This window comes from Chryseobacterium sp. AC405b (assembly GCF_979258685.1).
The window spans coordinates 1827717-1848506 of the sequence record NZ_OZ409877.1 but is presented as its reverse complement, the minus strand read 5'-3'; the positions used below and the strand labels follow the sequence as shown (position 1 = coordinate 1848506).

General features: G+C 34.4%; 18 protein-coding genes and 3 pseudogenes. 15 read left to right on the top strand and 6 right to left on the bottom strand.

Annotated features, from left to right (window positions below; all coding sequences use genetic code 11):
• Positions 1–43: 43 nt before the first annotated feature.
• Positions 44–1099: an NAD(P)/FAD-dependent oxidoreductase gene (locus tag ACZZZA_RS08965; protein ID WP_463431064.1), complete on the bottom strand. Its 1056-nt coding sequence runs from the start codon at positions 1097–1099 to the stop codon at positions 44–46.
• 151 nt (positions 1100–1250) lie between these two features.
• Here ACZZZA_RS08965 and ACZZZA_RS08960 point away from each other — a divergent pair, with 151 nt between their 5' ends.
• Positions 1251–2021: a DUF3108 domain-containing protein gene (locus ACZZZA_RS08960; RefSeq protein WP_463431062.1), complete on the top strand. Its 771-nt coding sequence runs from the start codon at positions 1251–1253 to the stop codon at positions 2019–2021.
• Positions 2022–2649: 628 nt separating this feature from the next.
• On the opposite strand, the gene ACZZZA_RS08955 is transcribed toward ACZZZA_RS08960, so the two are convergent.
• The 4 genes and pseudogenes from ACZZZA_RS08955 to ACZZZA_RS08940 form a co-directional block, all read right to left on the bottom strand.
• The gene (locus ACZZZA_RS08955; protein WP_463431060.1) at positions 2650–3294 is read right to left on the bottom strand and encodes a response regulator; all 645 of its coding nucleotides are present in this window, start codon (positions 3292–3294) and stop codon (positions 2650–2652) included.
• Positions 3291–5030: a sensor histidine kinase gene (locus ACZZZA_RS08950; protein ID WP_463431058.1), complete on the bottom strand. Its 1740-nt coding sequence runs from the start codon at positions 5028–5030 to the stop codon at positions 3291–3293. Before ACZZZA_RS08950 ends, ACZZZA_RS08955 begins: the two co-directional genes overlap by 4 nt.
• Before the next feature lie 85 nt (positions 5031–5115).
• Positions 5116–6127: pseudogene (gene pheS, locus ACZZZA_RS08945) on the bottom strand (phenylalanine--tRNA ligase subunit alpha).
• 124 nt (positions 6128–6251) lie between these two features.
• Positions 6252–6911, bottom strand: coding sequence for a YceI family protein (locus ACZZZA_RS08940; RefSeq protein ID WP_463431056.1), 660 nt, complete (start codon positions 6909–6911; stop codon positions 6252–6254).
• A gap of 77 nt (positions 6912–6988) precedes the next feature.
• Here ACZZZA_RS08940 and ACZZZA_RS08935 point away from each other — a divergent pair, with 77 nt between their 5' ends.
• Positions 6989–7924 (top strand): sulfate/molybdate ABC transporter ATP-binding protein, encoded by a 936-nt coding sequence (locus ACZZZA_RS08935; RefSeq protein ID WP_463431054.1) that lies wholly within the window; start codon positions 6989–6991, stop codon positions 7922–7924.
• Positions 7925–8188: 264 nt separating this feature from the next.
• Here the strand turns inward: ACZZZA_RS08935 and ACZZZA_RS08930 are convergent, their stop codons facing one another.
• Positions 8189–8533: a zinc ribbon domain-containing protein YjdM gene (locus tag ACZZZA_RS08930; protein ID WP_463431052.1), complete on the bottom strand. Its 345-nt coding sequence runs from the start codon at positions 8531–8533 to the stop codon at positions 8189–8191.
• Positions 8534–8670: 137 nt separating this feature from the next.
• On the opposite strand from ACZZZA_RS08930, the gene ACZZZA_RS08925 reads away from it, so the two are divergent.
• From ACZZZA_RS08925 to ACZZZA_RS08865, 13 genes and pseudogenes are all read left to right on the top strand, one after another.
• Complete coding sequence (locus ACZZZA_RS08925; RefSeq protein WP_463431049.1) at positions 8671–9876, top strand: RsmB/NOP family class I SAM-dependent RNA methyltransferase; 1206 nt, start codon at positions 8671–8673, stop codon at positions 9874–9876.
• 102 nt (positions 9877–9978) lie between these two features.
• On the top strand, positions 9979–11643 hold the full coding sequence (locus tag ACZZZA_RS08920; RefSeq protein ID WP_463431047.1) for a GLPGLI family protein: 1665 nt from the start codon (positions 9979–9981) through the stop codon (positions 11641–11643).
• 316 nt (positions 11644–11959) lie between these two features.
• The gene (gene asnB / locus ACZZZA_RS08915; protein ID WP_463431045.1) at positions 11960–13627 is read left to right on the top strand and encodes an asparagine synthase B; all 1668 of its coding nucleotides are present in this window, start codon (positions 11960–11962) and stop codon (positions 13625–13627) included.
• Positions 13628–13772: 145 nt separating this feature from the next.
• Positions 13773–14588 carry a hypothetical protein gene (locus tag ACZZZA_RS08910; RefSeq protein ID WP_463431044.1) on the top strand — a complete coding sequence of 272 codons (816 nt, stop codon included), beginning with the start codon at positions 13773–13775 and terminating at the stop codon, positions 14586–14588.
• A gap of 86 nt (positions 14589–14674) precedes the next feature.
• Positions 14675–16078 (top strand): MFS transporter, encoded by a 1404-nt coding sequence (locus ACZZZA_RS08905; RefSeq protein ID WP_463431042.1) that lies wholly within the window; start codon positions 14675–14677, stop codon positions 16076–16078.
• A gap of 121 nt (positions 16079–16199) precedes the next feature.
• Positions 16200–17076: pseudogene (locus ACZZZA_RS08900) on the top strand (pirin family protein).
• Positions 17077–17116: 40 nt separating this feature from the next.
• Entirely contained in the window at positions 17117–17434 is a 318-nt protein-coding gene (locus ACZZZA_RS08895) for a GNAT family N-acetyltransferase (RefSeq protein ID WP_463431040.1), read from the top strand.
• Between the two features lie 77 nt (positions 17435–17511).
• Positions 17512–18412, top strand: a pseudogene (locus ACZZZA_RS08890) (pirin family protein).
• 39 nt (positions 18413–18451) lie between these two features.
• On the top strand, positions 18452–19324 hold the full coding sequence (bla, locus tag ACZZZA_RS08885) for a subclass B3 metallo-beta-lactamase (RefSeq protein ID WP_463431038.1): 873 nt from the start codon (positions 18452–18454) through the stop codon (positions 19322–19324).
• Positions 19325–19348: 24 nt separating this feature from the next.
• A complete protein-coding gene (locus tag ACZZZA_RS08880) occupies positions 19349–19882 on the top strand; it encodes an NADPH-dependent FMN reductase (protein ID WP_463431036.1) in 534 nt (177 codons plus the stop codon).
• A 5-nt stretch (positions 19883–19887) separates the two neighbouring features.
• Complete coding sequence (locus ACZZZA_RS08875) at positions 19888–20106, top strand: (4Fe-4S)-binding protein (protein ID WP_463431034.1); 219 nt, start codon at positions 19888–19890, stop codon at positions 20104–20106.
• Positions 20106–20504, top strand: coding sequence for an OsmC family protein (locus ACZZZA_RS08870; RefSeq protein WP_463431032.1), 399 nt, complete (start codon positions 20106–20108; stop codon positions 20502–20504). The genes ACZZZA_RS08875 and ACZZZA_RS08870 overlap by 1 nt, the downstream gene beginning before the upstream one ends.
• Position 20505: 1 nt before the next feature.
• Positions 20506–20787 carry a GNAT family N-acetyltransferase gene (locus ACZZZA_RS08865; RefSeq protein ID WP_463431030.1) on the top strand — a complete coding sequence of 94 codons (282 nt, stop codon included), beginning with the start codon at positions 20506–20508 and terminating at the stop codon, positions 20785–20787.
• Positions 20788–20790 lie beyond the last annotated feature (3 nt).

The following is a 20790-nucleotide window of genomic DNA, read 5'->3' as shown; positions in this document are numbered from 1 at the left end:
TTTCTGTTTTACTAACAACTGATAACCAACAACTGACAACTCATTAATTTATTTTCTTTACAACCGCTTTTTCAGCTTCCTTACGGCTTCCGTCGAAACCATCAACTCCGCTCACTGTTGTATATTTTAAAACGAATTTTTTACCGGGATTTAATCTATTATAAACACTTTGACACATCAAGGTTGCTTCGTGGAAACCACAAAGAATAAGTTTTAGTTTCCCTGGATATGTGTTGATATCACCAATTGCGTAGATCCCTTCGATGTTGGTTTGGTAATCCAAAGCATTGTTGACTACAATTGCATTTTTCTCAATATTCAATCCCCAATTTGAGATTTCACCCAATTTTGGTGTTAATCCGAAAAGTGGAATAAAGTAATCTGTTTCGATATCAAAAGCTTCCTGATCATCAACTTTTACAGTGATCGCCTCTACTTTTCCGTCACCTTTGATGGCGGTAACTTCTGCCGGAGTAATCAGTTTAATTTTACCCTGATTTTTAAGATCCTGAACTTTTTCTACAGAATCTAAAGCTCCACGGAACTCGTTTCTTCTGTGAATCAATGTCACTTCACTTGCCACATTGGATAAGAAAACACTCCAGTCTAAGGCAGAATCTCCACCTCCTGCGATAACTACTTTTTTATTTCTGAAATGTTCCGGTTCTTTTACGAAATATTCCAGACCTTTCTCTTCATAATCAGCTACATTATCCATAGTAGGTTTTCTCGGCTCGAAGGTTCCTAAACCACCGGCAATTGCAATTGCTTTACATCTGTGAACTGTACCTTTATTCGTAACTACCTCAAACCACTCTTCATCAATTTTTTTATAAGAAACTGCGGTTTCGCCTAATGTAAAACCTGGCTGAAACTGTTTGATCTGTTCCATTAGATTATCTACCAATTCACCCGCATTCACAGACGGATAACCAGGAATATCGAAAATAGGCTTTTTGGGATACAACTCTGCCAACTGACCTCCAGGTTGAGGAAGCGCATCGATAATATGGCATTTCATTTTAAGCAGACCTGCCTCAAACACAGCAAATAGCCCAGTTGGTCCTGCCCCAATAATCAATATGTCTGTCGTTATCATAATATTAAAGATTATTTAATTGTAAGTAGATGCAAATTTACTAATTTTAATGCGAAGCATATTTAAACGAACTTAAATAAAAAACTGAGATTTATCAAATAAAGACATCAATCACGTAATCATTTGGCAGTCTTTTTGTAAATTATACATCATGAAGAAATTATTCAATATTTTAGCAATATTCGCATTCTTTTCAGGCTTTGGGCAGATAACAAATATTGCAGACGGAGAATCTTTGACGCTAAGAATACATTACGGTTTTTTAAATGCCGGAAATGCCAATTTAAGTACGCGAGTAGTCAATTTTCAGGGTGAACCTCACTTACACGTAAAAGGTGTCGGGAAGACCACGGGTGCTGTGAAAGCTTTTTTTAAGGTGGAAGATTTATATGAAAGCTATATCAATGTAAAGACCAGTCTGCCTGCTTATTATGTTCGTAATGTGAAAGAAGGAAGTTATAGTCAGCATTTACAGACGGTTTTCATCCACAGTAATAATACATTGGTTCTTACTGATAAAAAAACTCCGTCCAATGGTTCGAAAACTATAAAATCTGTGAAAGGTGTTCAGGATATGTTGTCTTGCTTCTATTATTTAAGAAGTAAGAGCTCAAACGAATTAAAATCCGGAGCGGTTATTAATATGAATGTCTGGATAGATGATGAGATGTTTCCTTTTCAGCTGAAGGTAATGGGGACAGAAAATTTAAAAACAAAATTCGGAACAATAAATGCTCTGAAAATTATTCCGTCTGTAAAAAGCGGAAGAGTTTTCAAAGAAAAAGAAGGAGTTACCATGTGGGTTTCTAACGATGCCAATCACATTCCATTATTACTAAAAGCTGAGCTCGCTGTAGGATCTTTAAAAGCAAGTATTGAAGATTATAAAAATGTAAAATATCCTTTGAAATTCACAAAATAAAATTCACTTTTAATATAAAAAACAAGCCAAAGCAGAATATTTTTGCTTTGGCTCTTTCTTGTATCAGTAACAAAGCTTTTCAGCTATGAAACTATACTAAAGGTTTCATCACTTGTGTTTTTGGAATCAAATCAATTTGTTTTTTTAGTATCAACCTACAAATCTTTCAAATTTGTAAATAAATAATTTTCTCATCATTTGTGTTTAGAATTAATTTTAGATTCATCATTTGTGTTTTAACCTGCTTTGCTTACACAAAGTCTTTAACCTCTGTATCAGCAAAATTCATCTTCATCATTTGTGTTTTAGTTTACCTGCTTAGACAAAGTTTTTAACCTCTTTATCAGCAAATTTGTTTTCATCATTTGTGTTTTAATTTAATATTTGAAATTCATCATTTTTGCTTTTAGAACCAAACTTCAAATTATTTTTCAGATATGATTAAATAATCGATTATCTTGGTACAAAAATACCAACATATTAAAATACAATTATCATAAATAGCTTAGATATATATCGCTAAGCTTGTAGATATTTATCTACAAAAAAGAAACAGAATCAATTGTGATTCTGTTTCTATATAATGTGTAAGAGAAATCAATGTTAAAGTCCTCGGAAATATAAAAAATCACTCATTATTTTTGATTAAGTGTATAAGCTCTACAATGTTTTCAATCTCTAATTTATCAAAAATTCTCTTCTTAATAGTGCTTATGGTATTTTGTTTTACATCCAATTTATTTGCGATTTCCAGATTACCCAGACCTTCAGCGTACATTTCTGCAATCTGTGATTCTCTTTCTGTAAGACGTGATAAAGGGTTTGCAGCCTTGGGATTACGCAAAGAATTCAATAATAAACCCTGCGTTACCGAAGAAATATACTCACCGTGCTGCAGCATTTTTTGTAGAGCATTTTCTATCTCGTCTTCCTCACTCATTTTACTGAGAAAACCATGAGCTCCAGCATTGATGTACTTTAGTGATTGGGTATTTTCATCGATCCCGGTAAAAACCAAAATCTTGATTTCGGGTTTTATTTTTCTAAGCTCAGGTAAAATACTGAGGCTATTTCCATCAGGAAAATGAGCATCAATAATTGCTATATCAATATTATTTGTTTTCACAGATTCTAATGCCTGTTGCAGATTAGATGCCTGAAAAACTTTACTGTCAGGCGAAATTTCTTCTATAACAAATAGAAGGCCCTGCCTGATTAAGCTATGATCATCTGCAAGCAAAATCGTAAATGGTTTTTGATCTACCTGATTCATTTTTGATGTACCTTTAAATTAATAGCAAAAGAAACTGTTGTTCCTTCATTTTGTTCGCTCATTACAGAGATATTACCTGCATATAATTCTACAATTTCTTTGCATAAACTCAAGCCCAAACCAGCACCGAGGTTTTCAACTTCATTTGATAAAACTCCCTGATAATAAGGTTCAAATATTTTTTTTAGATCAGACTTAGAAATCCCGGCACCTGTATCGCTTATTTCAGTGGTTAAAGTAACATTATTTTCACCTGTCTTTTCAGCAGCGGTTTTTACGGTTATTTGTCCGTTTTCTGTAAACTTGTTGGCGTTACCCAAAATATTCATAAAAATCTGGTTTATTTTTGTATTGTCTGAATAAACCACAATATCGGGATCAATATTTTCATGAATGATAAACCTGTTATTTCTTGTTTCTATATAAGGTTCTATGGAAGTTAAGATTGATTTGATCTCATTTTTAAGATTAAAAACTACAGGAATTAATTTATTTTCAACGTGTTGATTTTTAGTATATTCCAAAATCTGATTGGCCTGCATCAATAATGTATTATTGGTAAAGCTAATTGATTTCAAATATTCTTTGATGCTTTCATCATTCGTTTTTTTATTAATTCTGTTGATAAAAATTCCTATAATTTTCAGCGGTGATCGCAATTCATGGCTCAGCATTCCTAAAATTCTGTTCTTAAAATTAAGATTTTCTCTAATCTGTACATTGGCAGAATTGAGTCTGCGCTCATAAACGAAGGCAATTTTGGTAAAGTACATAATCAGGATAGAAACGATGAACATTAAAATCATGAGACCTATTACTAGATTTTTTCTTACTTTATTACTTTCAGAATTTTGTATCGCTAATTCCTTTTCAAGTTCAGATTTAGAATCTTTCACGGCAAATTCGTAGATATTCATCAATTCATTGCTGTAAACCAACAAAGAGTTGAATGTCGAGTAGAATTTACTTGTTTCATTTTTACCCTCATCTTTATTTTTGACAACATTGACTTGAATTCTTTTAACTTCTTTGGTATAATGCTTATTGATCGAATTTACGATACTATCAAATTCATTTTTTATAGTAGGAATATCCAGAATTTTACCTCCTTTTACAGTCACTACTACACTATCTTTTCTCACATTCTCTTTTCCGGCTATTGCATCACCCAACCGACCAAAAAGACCCTTCTTTTTTAAAGTATCTGAATAGGTTTTTGTCTGTACTTCAAACTTATCAAAGTTATAATCGAATGTATATTGCTGTAGTTTTGGCAACTTATCCGGCATTTTCAGATTTGAATTAGCAGAATACTGATAAGTAGAATCCAGCAATTGTTTCAAATTTTCAGTTTCGCCGTTGACCTCTTTGCGTGTGTGTGATGTTACAATACTTTTTAATTTGGGATTTTGATATTTAAAATGATTGATGCTATCAAGGTTTTTGGTGAGTTTATTCACAGAATTAAAGTAAGACGTCAAATACTGATCATCTTGACTGATTACATATTCCTGAAAATAATTTTGTGCATTATTGAGCTCTTTTCGGGAATCATCAGTTAGATTCTCCAGCTGGCGAACCTCATTGATTTGTTTTTCAATGAAATTTAAATTTTTATTATTGACAAACTCATTGTAAAAAAATCCGGCTATGATAGTTTGTATGAGAAGAATGCAAACAATAAGTGAATACTGTACAATTTTCCTCCATTTAAAACTCAAAGATTTTTTAGACATTTCTTGTGTATTATTGTATAAATTTAATAAAAAATCCTGTGAAAACTTAATTTACAGGATTTTGAATATATTTATTTATAAGTAACTATAATGATTTAAATTGTTCCAAAGTTCGGATATCATTTTCAAAGAACATTCTGATATCGCTCATTTGGTATAAAAGCATTGTAATTCTTTCAATTCCCATCCCAAAAGCATAACCGGAATATTTTTCAGAATCAATATTGACATTCTTCAAAACAGCAGGATCTACCATTCCGCAACCCATAATTTCTAACCAACCGGTTCCTTTTGTGATTCTGTAATCCGTTTCGGAATTTAATCCCCAATATACATCAATCTCTGCACTCGGCTCAGTGAAAGGGAAATAAGAAGGTCTCATTCTGATTTTTGACTTTCCGAAAAGTTCTGTGGTAAAAAACTGAATCGTTTGTTTTAAATCCGCAAAACTCACTTTTTCGTCAATGTATAAACCCTCAATCTGATGGAAAATACAGTGCGAACGCGAAGAAACCGCTTCATTTCTGAACACTCTTCCCGGAGACAAAATCCTGATCGGCGGCTGATTTTCTTCCATATAACGAATCTGTACCGAAGAAGTATGCGTTCTTAAAAGAATATCCGGATTCTGTTCAATAAAGAAAGTATCCTGCATGTCTCTCGCAGGATGATATTCCGGTAAATTCAGTGCCGTAAAGTTGTGCCAGTCATCTTCAATCTCAGGTCCGTCTGCAACAGCAAAACCGATAGATTTGAAAATATCGATAATTCTGTTTTTCACTAAATTAATCGGATGTCTGGAACCTAATTCTAAAGGAAAAGCAGGTCTTGTAAGATCTTTCTTTTTCAAGGATAACAGAAGATTCGGAAGACGCTTTAAAATCTTCCAATTTGGCAGCGACCGCTTGCTTCAAAGAATTGATTTTCTGTCCGAAATCTTTTTTCTGGTCGTTGGGAATGGTCTTCAATGATTCATAAAAATCATTTAAAACTCCTTTTTTACCATTAAACTTAATTCTGAAGTTTTCAATCTCATCTTTGGATGTTGCGCTGAAGCTGTTTACTTCGAGCAATAATTCTTCTATCTTTTCTGTCATTCTATTAACCCTTTCAAAATCTATCTGCAAAAATAAGGTTTTCCAATTAAAAAAGTTTTGATTTTATCATAAAAAACCTGTCTCTTTGTAAAGACAGGTTTAAGTTTATTTAAGTTCTATAAAATTATTTCTTTTCTAAAGCTTTCACATTAATCTGAAGACTTACCTCATCTTTAATCACTCCGTTCTCGACAGGACTTTGAAATTTGACTCCAAATTCTTGTCTCATGATATCTTTCGGTTCTGTTGCAATGCTCACCACACTTTCTTTTACCGAAACGTTGGCGTTGAACTGCACAGGTTTTGAAATGCCTTTTATCGTCAAATTCCCATCTAAAAGTGTATTATAATCGCCTTCAGCAGTTGGAGTTACTTTTGTAATTTCGTAAGAAGCAGTCGGAAATTTTTCTGTCTCAAAGAAATCTCCGCTTTTTAGATGACCGTTTAATTTAGATAGTTGTTCTGTATCATCTTTTAAATCAACAGAAGTAAGAGAAGTCATATCTGCTACGAATTTTCCGCTTTCTAATTTCCCTTCTTTCACGGTAACGTCGCCGCTTTCAAAAGTTATTGTTCCGAAATGACTGGTATTTTCAGACTTGAAAACTTTGTAACCTTTCCACTCTACTTTACTGTTTAAAGTATCAAGAACATATTTATTTCCATCTTTTGTAGTGGTGACCTCATTACCATTACCTGTAACCGGTTTTTCTTTTTGACATGAAACAAAAACAGCTGCGGCAAAAAGTGCAGGAACAGTGAGAGAGAATAATTTTCTTTGCATGATGAACTAAATTTTTTAAGTCATTCCAAAATTACTAAAAATATGCCAGTGTTTACTAAAAACCGTATTTTTGCCTCATGCTGTTAGAGATAAACAACTTATATTTTTCACATACTCAGGAAAATCCTTTATTCCAAAACTTTAATCTAAAATTGGGAGAAGGAAAAATAATTGCATTGGCAGGCGAAAGCGGTTGCGGAAAGTCTACCTTATTAAGTCTCATCTACGGACTTCTGAACTGGGAGCAGGGCGAAATTGTTTTTGAAAACAAAAAATTGATGGGACCCAAAGGAAATCTCGTTCCCGGAGAACCTGAAATGAAATTCGTAGCACAGAATTTTGACTTAATGCCTTATGCAACCGTTGCGGATAATGTCGGAAAATTTATTTCAAATATCAATTTAGCCAAGAAAAAAGAAACTATTCATGAACTTTTGGAGGTTGTAGGATTGGTAGAATTCGCCCATGTGCTGCCCAAAAATCTTAGTGGAGGGCAACAGCAAAGAGTTGCCATCGCAAGAGCACTTTCTGTTTTACCTAAACTACTTTTATTGGATGAACCTTTCAGCCATCTCGATTACGCAAGAAAAATTGAACTTCGTGAGAAACTTTTCAGATATGTAAAGGAAAAAAATATTTCCCTGATTATTTCTACACATGAGCTGCAAGATATCATCCCTTGGCTTGACCAGATTGTTATTCTGGAAAGCGGAAGATTGATACAGAATGATAATCCGGAAGAAACATACAAAAATCCTTACAATACTTACGTTGCGAAACTTTTCGGCGAGGTCAATATTTTTACTGAATCTGAAATGAAAGATTTTGGACTTTCAAATTTCGCCTATTATCCGCAACAGATTCAAATTTCAGAAAGCGGTTATGATACACAAGTTCTTGAAAGCAGATTTGCAGGAAATCATTACTGGAACAAAATTATTTCAAAAAATAAAGAGCTCATCATGCATACCCATGAAAAGATCAAAGGTTTAGTGAAAATTTCATTCAAATAATTAACAATTCTTTAGCACCCTTAATGTTAGTTAGTGGATAAATCAAATATATTTATCTATCTGATGTTCAACATAATTACTAAATTTGAATCATCAACAATATAAGGAAACTTTTGGTTCAATTCTCTTCCAGTAAATAGACTGCAATTAGCTTTCTCCAGCAATGAAGTCTCGGAAGTTTACACTGTCCAATCTTTTCCTTTTTTATTGGTATTCTGCCTACAGCTTTTAGCTAATTCCCAAAAGCCAAACGCGAGATGCTGATTACGCTTTTTTCACAAATTCAGATTTCAAAGCCATCGAGCCAAAACCGTCAATTTTACAATCGATGTTGTGATCACTTTCCGGTCTCAATCTTATATTTTTAACTTTAGTTCCTGCTTTTACAGGTTTCGGAGCACCTTTTACAGGCAAATCTTTTACAACTACTACAGAATCTCCGTCCTGCAATTCATTTCCGTTTGCATCCAAAATTTTTCCCGAACCGTTTTCATCTGCACTTGTTTCTTCTGGATTCCATTCGTAGAAACATTGAGAACAAACCGTCATGTTATCACTTGGATAGGTGAATTCTGAACCGCATTTCGGACAAACTAAAGAGTCACTCATAATTTTAATTTTTGCAAATGTATGATTAAATAGAAAATTTAAAAATTAAGATTTCAGTGATATTACTCATTGCCAATTACTTATTACTTATCATTAAAAAATTGTATTTTTGCAAGTTCAAACAGCATACTGCAACAATGGAATTGATACACAGAAACTTAGCAATCGGAATTCACGATGCTTTACAAGAAACTTTTTTTGAGAAAAATAAATACGCCGATAAAGTAATAGAAAGACTTTTAAAAGCTCACAGAAAGTGGGGAAGCCAGGACAGAGCAGTTGTTTCCGAGATTTTCTACAATATCATCCGTTGGAAAAAACGTCTTGAATATTACATGGGTGAAGGTGTGAAACCTGACAATATTTATAAATTGATTGTTGCGTATTGTCTTTGGAGCAAAACCAACTACAAAAGATTTGAAGAATTTGAAGGCATTAAAATCGCCGACATCACTACTAAACTGAAGAAAGGGACAGTTCCGACAAAGTCTATTGAATATTCAATTCCTGAATGGCTGGTTGAAACTTTAGAAAAAGAACTAGGCCCGATCTGGGAAAAAGAAATGAAAGCTCTGAATGAGCAGGCTCCAACAGTTTTAAGAGCCAATTCTTTGAAAACTTCAGCCAAAGAACTGATTTCAGACCTTGCCGTTGAAAATGTAGTGGCTTATACGGTGAAAAATTATCCGGATGCAGTACAATTAGAAGAAAAAAAGAACGTTTTTCTTACCACAGCATTCAAAGACGGATTATTTGAAGTTCAGGATGCCACATCTCAAAAAATCGGATATTTCCTTGATGTAAAAGAAGGCCAGAGAGTGGTCGATGTTTGTGCCGGAGCGGGTGGAAAAACACTTCACCTTGCCGCATTGATGGGCAACAAAGGTCAGATCATTGCTTTAGATATCTACGAATGGAAACTGGCTGAACTAAAACGCCGTGCTAAAAGAGCCGGAGCTCACAATATCGAAACCCGTATGATTTCTGATAACAAAGTAATCAAACGTCTTCACGAAACTGCTGACAGATTATTGATTGATGCGCCATGTTCAGGTTTGGGAGTTTTAAAAAGAAACCCGGACAGCAAATGGAAAATCGACCAGGCTTTCATCGACAGAATTAAAAAAGAACAGCAGCAAATTATCCAGGATTATTCTAAAATCCTTAAAAAAGGCGGAAAAATGGTATATGCTACTTGCTCAATTCTTCCTTCCGAAAATAACGAACAGGTTGCAGAATTCTTGAAAAACAACCCTGATTACAAATTAATTAAAGACGAAAAGATAATGCCTAGTCAAGGTTATGACGGATTCTATATGGCATTGATTGAGAGATTGGCTTAAATTTATCTCACATAAATATATAAACTACTCTATTTTTCCTAGAGTAGTTTTTTTTATTAAATTAATTCAAAACTTTACCTTTGTAAAAACCATCACTTCATCATGATCAGATCATTACTACTCAGTTTTTTCACACTATTATCTATTTTAAATTTTGCGCAGACTTACGAAATTCAGTACACGAGTTCTTACAACGGAAAAGTTCAGCCTAATCAAAACCCTACGATTGTTTGGGTCAATGAGAATGAAAACTTTATTTTAAATACAAAAATAAAAGAACAGAAAAGCGATTATCCGTTTGAAATCAGCAAGATTGAAAAACCTTCCAACACAATTGTTTCTTATGCATTTTTAAGGTCGAATGAAGCAATTTCCACTTCGGATAAAGAATCGATAGCAAAGCAGGAATTTGAGTTAACTACACAAACTAAAAAGATTTTAGGCTACAATTGTAAAAAAGCGGTTACCAAAATCAACTCAAACACCATCGAAGTCTGGTACACCAATGATTTAAAAATAAAAGGCGGGCCATCAAGTTTGGGACAGAATTTAGGTTTGGTTTTACAGATTGAAAGAAACGGAAATTCCGCAACGACAGCCATTTCTATAAAGAAAATCAAACAAACAAGTATTGACAAAATTATTGATAAGCCCATTCCTGTAACAGATTTATTGAGCTATAGAGATTTACTTTGGAAAAGCAGATTTACCACATTAAAAGTTTTTGAAAACGAAATCATTAATTTCTCGGATCAGTCAAAATCTGACAAAAATATAAAAAGATTTGCCAACGGAACTATTCTTTTAAAGAAAATTAAATTTCCAAAGATTTCTCAGGGCGAAAATGTTTTTGCCGAATTAAAACAACAATCGAATGGTGATGCTTACGACAGAACCGGAACCGTATTTTTTATTCCCGAAGATAAATCGCAGTCTTTTTTTGACGGATTGGAAAAAGGAGTAAAAACTCTTCCCGCTTACGAAAACGGAAATGGGAAACAATATTTTGGAATTATTTCCAACGAAAATTATCAGCCAACGGTAGAACTAATGAGATTTTTTACCGCATTCGGTATCGATAAGTTTAACAATTTAGAATTAAAAGGTAAAACCTGGCAAACGGTAAGTCCGTTTCGTCAGGATATTACAGAGCTGAAACCATCACTTTCTGAAAAAGAAATCTGGGTTGGAACTTTCATCGGAAATTATGATAAAGGCGGTCACAAGGTAAGTCTGGATATTACCATTCACAAAAGTGATCAGATTGTTCATAAAAACAACAAAATAATTCCGCTTTTCAATACCACAAATATTATGGAAATGGCGGGACAGGATTATGCCACAATGTTCAACAATGAAAAAGGGCTTTTTGTGGAATTCAATTTAGAAAAGGATTTAAAAAACGCTCAATTAAGATATATAACAACCGGTCATGGTGGTTGGGAAAACGGTGATGAATTTATTCCAAAAGAAAATTCCATTTACTTTGATGGAAAAATGATATTCTCATTCATTCCCTGGAGAACAGATTGCGGCTCTTACCGTTTGTACAATCCAGCATCGGGAAATTTTCCGGACGGACTATCGTCTTCAGACCTCAGCAGATCCAATTGGTGTCCGGGAACGATTACCAATCCTAACTACATTCAGCTTGGAAATTTAAAAGCCGGAAAACACACCATTCAGGTGAAAATCCCTCAGGGAGAACCCGAAGGAACAAGCTTCAGTGCATGGAATATTTCGGGCGCTTTACTGGGAGTTGAGTGAAAACAAAACCTCCTTGCAATATTATTACAAGGAGGTAAAAACACAAATGATGAAAAAAAATTATTTCGAGCCACAAAGGAATGAAAAATATTTGGATTATTAATTATCATACATCAATGTTTTGCAACTTTTTTTATTTTTTTTAAAATCAACTTCTTATTTCTTATAGAAAAAATTAAGTTTAAACAAGCAAACTCTACTTTAAAAATTAAAAAATTAATCAATAATATTTAATTAATGTAAAATATCAACTTTATAATGATTTTTATTTTATAATTTATACTTAATAAGTATTTTTGCTTTAAATAAAAATAATATGTGTGGAATTGTATGCTTGTTTGATGCCAAACAACCAACCGAAATATTAAGACCACAGGTCTTGGAAATGTCTAAAAAAATTCGTCATAGAGGTCCGGACTGGAGTGGTGTTTTTCAAAATGATAAAATCTTATTTTCTCATGAAAGACTCGCCATTGTAGATCCTACTTCAGGAAAGCAACCCTTATTTTCTAAAGACGGCAAAATAGTTTTGGCTGTAAACGGCGAAATTTACAATCACCGTGAGCTGAAGGAAGAATTTCCGAACTATGAGTTTCAAACCAAATCTGACTGCGAAGTTATTTTAGCTTTATATCAAAAATACGGAAAAGATTTTATCGAAAAACTCAACGGAATATTTGCTTTTGCTTTATATGATATTGAGAACAACATTTATCTGATTGCCCGTGACCACATGGGAATATGCCCTTTATATCAAGGTTGGGACAAAAACGGAAACTATTACATTGCCTCCGAACTGAAAGCTTTGGAAGGCGTCTGTAAAAAAATCGACACATTTCTTCCTGGACATTATGTCTATAGTATTGAAGGCAGTGAACTTCAGCAATGGTACAAAAGAGAGTGGGAAAGCTTTGAAGCAGTAAAAGACAACGTGACAGACATTCAGGCAATCCGAAAAGGATTAGAAGATGCGGTTCACAGACAGTTGATGAGCGATGTTCCTTATGGAGTTTTACTTTCGGGAGGTTTAGATTCATCGATAATTTCTGCTGTTACAGCAAAATATGCAAGACAGAGAATTGAAAGTGGAGATACGCAGGAAGCCTGGTATCCCAGACTCCATAGTTTTGCAGTTGGACTGGTAGGTTCTCCGGATTTGGCGGCAGCAAAAAAAGCAGCGGAACATATCGGATCGGTTCACCATGAAGTAAATTTCACCGTACAGGAAGGTTTAGACGCAATTCGGGATGTGATTTATCATCTGGAAACCTATGACGTTACAACAATCAGGGCTTCTACGCCGATGTATCTTTTAGCAAGGGTCATCAAATCGATGGGAATTAAAATGGTTCTTTCAGGAGAAGGTGCAGATGAATTATTTGGTGGTTATTTGTATTTTCACAAAGCTCCGAATGCGAAAGAATTCCATGATGAAACGGTGAGGAAATTAGGAAAATTACATCTTTATGATTGTCTGAGAGCCAATAAAGCTTTGATGAGCTGGGGAATCGAAGGCAGGGTTCCGTTTTTGGATAAAGAATTTATGGATATTGCAATGAATGTAAATCCACAAGATAAAATGATTAATAAAGAAGAAGGAAAGATTGAAAAATGGGTTTTAAGGAAAGCCTTTGAAGATATCTTACCGGAATCTATTGCGTGGAGACAGAAAGAACAGTTCTCAGACGGCGTAGGTTATTCATGGATTGACACATTGAAAGAAGTGGCTGAAAAATATGTAACTGATGAAATGATGGTGAATGCAAAATTCAGATTTCCCTTAAATACCCCTCAAAACAAAGAAGAGTACCGTTACCGAACGATTTTTGAAGAGCATTTCCCTAGTGAAACTGCGGCTGCAACTGTACCTTCAGTACCTTCTGTAGCCTGCTCTACACCTATTGCATTAGAATGGGATGAAGCATTTAAAAAAATGAACGACCCAAGCGGAAGAGCAGTGAAAGTACACGAAACCTCTTATTAAAAAATATTGAAATTTATTAATCCTGTATCCTTACAGGATTTTTTCTTGAATAAAATCAATAATATTTGTATAATTTAACTAAGTATTAAACTTATTATCTAATAAATAATTATATTTGAAAAATCAAAAAAATCTTTGCTGTAAAATGAAAAGAAACATTACTATTTTATTTGCTTTACTATCTGTAAGCTTTGCTTTTGGACAAGGTAAATATGGAAAATATCTTAATTCTAAAAAGCTGGCTCTTACCTATAAAAGTGTAAAACCTGCCGAAAAAGACGATTATTATCAGCAATATTATTGGTTGGTAAAAGCTGAACAGCTAAAAACCTTCCCTCACCTTGCGGATATTAAGCCTGTAGTTCTTTACAACTTCGTAAAAAAAGTAAATCCTCAAAATCCCACAAAAAAACTGGATGACAGAGGAAAAGAATTGAGAAAAACTGCAGAATTATCTTTGGATCAGTATTTCAAAAACAAAAATTTCCAGAATAATCAGGTTTTATTGTATAATCTGGAAACGTATGTAGATCCTTCTCAAGGTGAATATTTCACAAAGGTTGATGCAGAAAGGATAAAAGAATTGGTACCAAAAGAATTTTTCGGCTTTGCTTCTCTGAATAAAAAGACAATGGAGGAAACCATTTATTATCTTTGGGTTGATAAGAAAAAAGACGAATTTAATATTGTAGATATTGTTCCTAACGAAAAGGAAGACAAGAAATTCTACGCTTCATTGAAACAGTACTTACCAAAATATAAATTCAACAGAAAATATATGCCTACGGTAAAGAAAGGAACTAAAGCTGATAAAACAGATAAAGACTTCTTCTACATTATGCCGTTTGAGCAAAACGTAGACAACATAGAATACAAAACTGACGATTTTAAAACTTTCACACTAAGCCAGGTCAAAAGAGAAGGTGAAGCGTGGATAGGAGTAGAAAAGCCTAGAAAATAAACCCATAAGTCCTGTGAGAAATCGCAGGACTTTTTTAATATTATAAAATGGTTTTAAAATTGCTTTTTTAAAATCATTTCTTATTTATGCCGACAACTACATCCCCACGCCAGACCGTAAAAAAAGTTCTTCCTTTAATCTTAGCAACTGCCATTTTCATGCAGATGCTCGATTCAACAATCCTCAACACTTCCCTACCCTCGATTGCAAGAGATTTAAAAGAATCTCCTCTGAATATGCAAAACGCCATCATCAGTTATGTTCTGACTTTAGCTGTTTTCATGCCTGCAAGCGGATTTTTGGCAGATCGTTTTGGAACCAGAAGAGTTTTTATTTTTGCTTTGGCACTTTTTAGTTTAGGTTCGGTTTTTTGTGCGCTTTCTCAAAATCTTACTCATCTGGTGATTTCCCGAGTGATTCAGGGAGTTGGCGGAAGCTTGATGACACCTGTCGGAAAATTAGCTTTAATTAAAACTTTCAACAGAAACGAATTGCTCAAAGCGATGAATTTTGCCATTGTTCCTGCTTTGATCGGTCCTGTTTTAGGTCCGCTGGTCGGAGGTTATATGGTAGATTATCTTTCTTGGCACTGGATCTTTCTTATCAATATTCCAATCGGAGTTTTAGGAATTGTCTTAGGTTTAAAATATATGCCCAATTATAATTCAAGAGATACAGATTTTGACCTTAAAGGTTTTATGATCTTTGCTGCAGCCTCGCTCCTACTTTCTGTTTCGCTTGAGCTTTTTGGAGATATGCAGAATATCACACCGGTTTTATTGGTTTTCATATTAGGATTTTTATTCCTGTATTATTATTACCGACACGCAAAAAGAGGCAATAATCCGATTTTTCCTCTGAATTTATTTCAGGTTCGAACTTTCCGGGTAGGAATTGTGGGAAATCTTGCGACAAGATTGGGAATCAGCTCTGTTCCGCTTTTGCTTCCGTTGATGATTCAGATTGCTTATGGCGAATCGGCAGTTACATCAGGCTGGATCATTGCTCCAATGGCATTAACTGCCATGTTTGGAAAATCATCTGTTATTAAAATTTTAAATAAATTCGGTTACAAAAGAACTTTGATGGTCAATACATTCATTATCGGTACTTTAATCTGTTGTCTTGCTATTCCGAATATCAACTCTTCGCTATTTTGGTTTATTCCGATTATTGCCATTTTAGGATTTTTCAATTCGATACAATTCACATCCATGAATACCATTTCGATTGCAGATTTACGTAACTTCCAAACGAGCAGCGGAAATTCTTTGATTTCTGTCAATCAGCAATTAGCCATCGGATTTGGAATTGCTTTTGGTCTGATTGTTTTAAAAATCTACGAAAACAGTCCTGAACTCATCAGGTATGAAACTCACAACGCTTTCCGTTTTACCTTTCTTACGGTGGGAATTTTAACCATTTTATCAAGTTTGGTCTTCAGAAGACTTCACGTGTCGGATGGCAGAAACATGAATTCAGAAGAATAAACTCAAATACTAGAACTCCTCTGAGTTAAAACTCTCCAACCCAAAACTCACTAATTACCACACATCAATGTAATTCTCTTCTGACTGTCATAATTTTGTTTACAAGTAAAACAAGCATATTATGACAACTAAAAAAGTAGAAATTGTAATTCCCCCAAAGCCTGCCCATTTTGTAGGTGATGGTTTTAGGGTGCATAATTTTATTCCCAGTGCTCAGAGATTAGATATGAAAAGAATGGATCCATTCCTCATGTTAGATTATAATTCTAAATTTCATTTTAATCCATCCGGAACTCCAAAAGGTGTTGGTGTACATCCGCACAGAGGTTTTGAAACAGTCACCATTGCTTATCAGGGTAAAGTTGAACATCACGACAGCGCAGGTGGTGGTGGGATCATTGCCGAAGGAGATGTACAATGGATGACTGCAGCAAGTGGAGTTCTCCATAAAGAATATCACGAAAAAGAATGGTCTAAACAAGGTGGAATTTTCCAGATGGTTCAACTTTGGGTGAATCTTCCTGCAAAAGACAAGATGAGCAAACCAAAATATCAGGCGATTTCCAATTCAGAAATGAAAAAAGCAGATTTGGGTGAAAACGGATTTATTGAAATCATTGCCGGAGAATTTGAAGAAAACAAAGGTGCCCGCATCTACATTCACACCGTTAAACATGATGAATGCCAAATTAAAATCAGGAGGAAAAGCCAACTTTAATTTTCCTGCTCAGTTTACTACGGCTGCTTTAGTTATTGAAGGAAACATCATTGTAAATGGCGAAGAAAAAGTATCAGCTAATCATTTTATTTTATTTGAAAACAAAGGTGAAAATTTCAGTATTGAAGCAACCGAAGAATCAATTATATTGATAATCAGCGGTGAGCCAATCAATGAACCTATTTTTTCTCATGGACCTTTTGTTATGAATTCAAGAGAAGAAATTATGCAGGCTTTTGAAGATTTCAATACTGGAAAATTCGGATATTTGGAGGATTAATTTCATTTAAAATCAACATTAACTACTAAATTATACAATCATGAAACCAGAATTTGAAAACATTCCATTAGTAAAAAACGAGGAAAAAAAGAGATTTGAAATCGAGTTTAACGGTCATTTTGCATTTATCGACTGTAAAGAAACCAGTCAGCAAATTGCCTTAATACATACCGAAGCAGAACCGGAATTAGCAGGAACCGGAGCTGCTGCAGCCGTTGTAGAAAAAACATTGCTCTACATAGAAGAAAGTGGAAAAAAATTGCTGCCCTTCTGTCCGTACGTTTTTGCATTCATTAAAAAACACCCGGAATGGAAACGTATTGTTGATGAGAGATTTGAAGGATATAACAAACTTTAAATAATATTCATCAAGCATCAACATTAGAAATATTTGATTAAATTAGCCTTAAACAAAAAACCAAAACGAAACTCATCATGTCAAACATCGGACTTATATTAGAGGAAAAATCAGCAGATATAGGAAACTTTTTAGTCGGAAGATTATTGCCTTTTCGTGAAAAAAGAGCGGTACGGACCTTTTGTATTTATCGATCACATGGGGCCTGCAGAATTGAAAGATTTTCAGAATCTTGACGTACCGCCGCATCCGCATATCGGTCTTTCAACTTTAACCTATTTATTGGAAGGATCTATTTTTCACAGAGACAGCATCGGGAGTGCTCTTGAAATAAAACCGGGAGCTGTTAATTGGATGACCGCCGGAAAAGGTGTTGTACATTCAGAAAGAACTCCTGAGTATTTAAGAACAACAGATAAAAAACTCCATGGCTTTCAAATCTGGGTAGGTCTCCCGAAACATCTTGAGCAAAGTGAGCCAACTTTCAGCCACATTGAAGCAAACGAACTCCCTGTTTGGGAAGAAAATGAAGTTCAGTATAAATTAATTGCAGGTGAAGCTTTCGGAAAGAAGTCTCCGGTTCCTGTTCACAGCAAATTATTTTTTATCGAAATTAAAACCAAAATCGCACAGAAAATCAGCATCGGGCAAGATCTTTACGGAGAAGCTGCCATGTATGTTTTAGACGGAACTGTAAATATTGAAGGTAATAATTATGGCTCTAAACAACTTTTGATAGCTAAAAACACCCAACTTTGTGAATTCGAAATGAGTGACAATGCAACGGTTTATCTTTTTGGTGGTGAGCCATTTGGTGAAGAACGTTTCATATTCTGGAATTTTGTAAACTCAGATAAAGAACTGATTGATAAAGCAAAAATAGACTGGAATGATCAAAATCACGATGCTTTTCCTTTAGTTCCGGGTGATGAGAACGAATATGTTCCGCTTCCTAAAGCGATTTTAAACAGAAAATAAATGTAAATCTACATCCTACGACACCAATATTTTTATCCAATGAAAAAAATCCTGCTTGTAATCTTTGCAATTATATCTTTTTTAGGTGATGCACAAACCGTGACAGAACCAAAAAACAACCCTGCAGAATGGTCGCAGAATTATGCACCTTTCAAAATTGCAGGAAATTTATATTATGTGGGAACCTATGATTTGGCATCTTATCTGATCGTCACGAATAAGGGAAACATATTAATTAATACGGGTCTGGCTGATTCTCTTCCTATCATTAAAAAAAATATAAAACAACTCGGTTTTAATTATAATGATATAAAAATCCTCACTTTAACGCAAGCTCATTACGATCACATGGGAGCAATGGCAGAAATAAAAAAAGAAACGGGCGCCAAGCTTTATATTGATGAAAAAGATGCCGAAGAACTGAAAAGTGGAGGCAAAACTGATTACGAAATGGGAAAATACGGGGTCACTTTCAAACCCGTACAACCAGATTTTGTTTTGAAAAACAATGATAAAATAAAGCTCGGAACTACAGTTTTAACCCTGCTCCATCATCCCGGTCATACAAAAGGATCTTGCAGTTTTATATTCGAGACAAAAGAAGGAAACAAAAACTATAAAGTTCTGATCGCTAATTTACCTTCAGTTATTATTGACGGTAAGTTTTCTGAAGTCTTGACCTATAAAACTATTCAAAAGGACTATGCAGAAACTTTTGAAGCGATGAAAAAAATAAACTTTGATCTATGGGTTGCTTCCCATGCAAGTCAGTTTGATCTTCATCAGAAAAGAAAAGCAGGAGATTCTTACAACCCAGAAATATTTATGGATAAAGCAAATTTTTTCAAAAAACTCAAAAATCTGGAAAATAATTACCTGGAAAAAGTAAAAGAGGATTCAAAGAAAAAATAACGAAGAGTATTTAAAATATAAATAATGAAAATATTAGCATTTGCAGGAAGTACTTCTTCCACATCTATCAACAGAGAACTGGTAAAATTTGTTCTGAAAAGTTTTCAGGAAGAGGATATTAACTTAATCGACCTCAATGATTTCAACATGCCTGTTTTCTCTGTAGATCTCGAAAAGAAAGGTTTTCCTGATGAAGCTCACAACTTTTTAAAGCAGATAGAAGAATGTGATGTGATCATTTGCTCGCTTGCAGAACACAACAGATCATACAGTGCCGCCTTCAAAAACGTATTCGACTGGGCATCAAGAATTAATGTAAAAGTATTTCAAAACAAACCAATGCTTTTGATGAGTACTTCTCCGGGAGGTTATGGAGGAGGAAATGTAATGAATACGGCAAAAACGTTCCTTCCTCAATTTGGAGCAGATGTGAAAGAGACTTTTTCATTATCTAAATTTTATGAAAACTTCGATTTAGAAACCGGTGTCACCAATCCTGAAGTATTGAAAGAGCTAAGTGATACCATTGAAAGTTTTAAAAATCAAATTAAATCTTAAACATTATGGAAAAACACCAATATTCTAATGGCAACATTCATGTAATATGGCAGCCTCAAAAGTGTGTTCACGCCGGAATTTGCGTAAAATTACTTCCTGATGTGTATGATCCGAAAGCACGACCCTGGATCAAGGCAGAAAATACAGCTTCTGATCAACTAATAAATCAGATCAAGCAATGTCCTTCCGGTGCATTAACCTATGAATTAAAAACTGAAAAGTAATGGCTGTAACCGTAAAAGCAAGTTTAGGCAAAATAAAATATTATACAGAAGTTATTGCCGGGGAAAATCAGTTAATCACAGATGAACCCGTGGACAAGGGCGGGCAAAACAAAGGTTTCAATCCTTTTGAAATACTGGCAACATCTTTGGCAAGCTGTACCGCAGCCACTTTAAGAATGTATATCGACCGAAAAGAATGGAATGTAGAAAAAATAGATGTAGAAGTAGAACTGGAAAATTTTCCGCTCACAAAACTGGCAGTTTTTAAAAGAAATATTAGTTTTGAAGGACACCAGCTGAGCGATGATCAATTTAAAAGACTGGAAACAATCGCAGATGCCTGTCCTATTCACAAGATTTTAATGAATGAGATTCAAATTCAAACCAAAATTTCATAATATGATAGAAGTAAAACAAAACAACGACGAAAAACACGGAAGCTTTGAAGCTTCAGTTGAAGGAAAAAAAGCAGGATTAATGACCTACACTTGGGCAGGTGAAGAGCGTTTCATCATTGATCATACCGAAGTTGAGGAAGAATACAATGGAAAAGGTGTCGGAAAAGAAATGCTTATTAAAGCCGTAGAATTTGCAAGGGAAAAAGGTAAAAAAATCATTCCGCTTTGTCCGTTTGCGAAAGCAACTTTCCAGAAAAACAAAGATTTGCAAGACGTGCTTTAGTCT

Excerpts from the sequence above, each read along its gene's own strand:
- ACZZZA_RS08965 (WP_463431064.1), bottom strand. The coding sequence starts at position 1,099 with ATGATAACGACAGACATATTGATTATTGGGGCAGGACCAACTGGGCTA.
- ACZZZA_RS08875 (WP_463431034.1), top strand. The coding sequence starts at position 19,888 with ATGGAAAAACACCAATATTCTAATGGCAACATTCATGTAATATGGCAG.
- asnB (WP_463431045.1), top strand. The coding sequence starts at position 11,960 with ATGTGTGGAATTGTATGCTTGTTTGATGCCAAACAACCAACCGAAATA.
- ACZZZA_RS08880 (WP_463431036.1), top strand. The coding sequence starts at position 19,349 with ATGAAAATATTAGCATTTGCAGGAAGTACTTCTTCCACATCTATCAAC.
- ACZZZA_RS08865 (WP_463431030.1), top strand. The coding sequence starts at position 20,506 with ATGATAGAAGTAAAACAAAACAACGACGAAAAACACGGAAGCTTTGAA.
- ACZZZA_RS08930 (WP_463431052.1), bottom strand. The coding sequence starts at position 8,533 with ATGAGTGACTCTTTAGTTTGTCCGAAATGCGGTTCAGAATTCACCTAT.
- ACZZZA_RS08950 (WP_463431058.1), bottom strand. The coding sequence starts at position 5,030 with ATGTCTAAAAAATCTTTGAGTTTTAAATGGAGGAAAATTGTACAGTAT.
- ACZZZA_RS08905 (WP_463431042.1), top strand. The coding sequence starts at position 14,675 with ATGCCGACAACTACATCCCCACGCCAGACCGTAAAAAAAGTTCTTCCT.
- ACZZZA_RS08940 (WP_463431056.1), bottom strand. The coding sequence starts at position 6,911 with ATGCAAAGAAAATTATTCTCTCTCACTGTTCCTGCACTTTTTGCCGCA.
- ACZZZA_RS08895 (WP_463431040.1), top strand. The coding sequence starts at position 17,117 with ATGAAACCAGAATTTGAAAACATTCCATTAGTAAAAAACGAGGAAAAA.
- ACZZZA_RS08870 (WP_463431032.1), top strand. The coding sequence starts at position 20,106 with ATGGCTGTAACCGTAAAAGCAAGTTTAGGCAAAATAAAATATTATACA.
- ACZZZA_RS08920 (WP_463431047.1), top strand. The coding sequence starts at position 9,979 with ATGATCAGATCATTACTACTCAGTTTTTTCACACTATTATCTATTTTA.
- ACZZZA_RS08960 (WP_463431062.1), top strand. The coding sequence starts at position 1,251 with ATGAAGAAATTATTCAATATTTTAGCAATATTCGCATTCTTTTCAGGC.
- ACZZZA_RS08955 (WP_463431060.1), bottom strand. The coding sequence starts at position 3,294 with ATGAATCAGGTAGATCAAAAACCATTTACGATTTTGCTTGCAGATGAT.
- ACZZZA_RS08925 (WP_463431049.1), top strand. The coding sequence starts at position 8,671 with ATGGAATTGATACACAGAAACTTAGCAATCGGAATTCACGATGCTTTA.
- ACZZZA_RS08910 (WP_463431044.1), top strand. The coding sequence starts at position 13,773 with ATGAAAAGAAACATTACTATTTTATTTGCTTTACTATCTGTAAGCTTT.
- bla (WP_463431038.1), top strand. The coding sequence starts at position 18,452 with ATGAAAAAAATCCTGCTTGTAATCTTTGCAATTATATCTTTTTTAGGT.
- ACZZZA_RS08935 (WP_463431054.1), top strand. The coding sequence starts at position 6,989 with ATGCTGTTAGAGATAAACAACTTATATTTTTCACATACTCAGGAAAAT.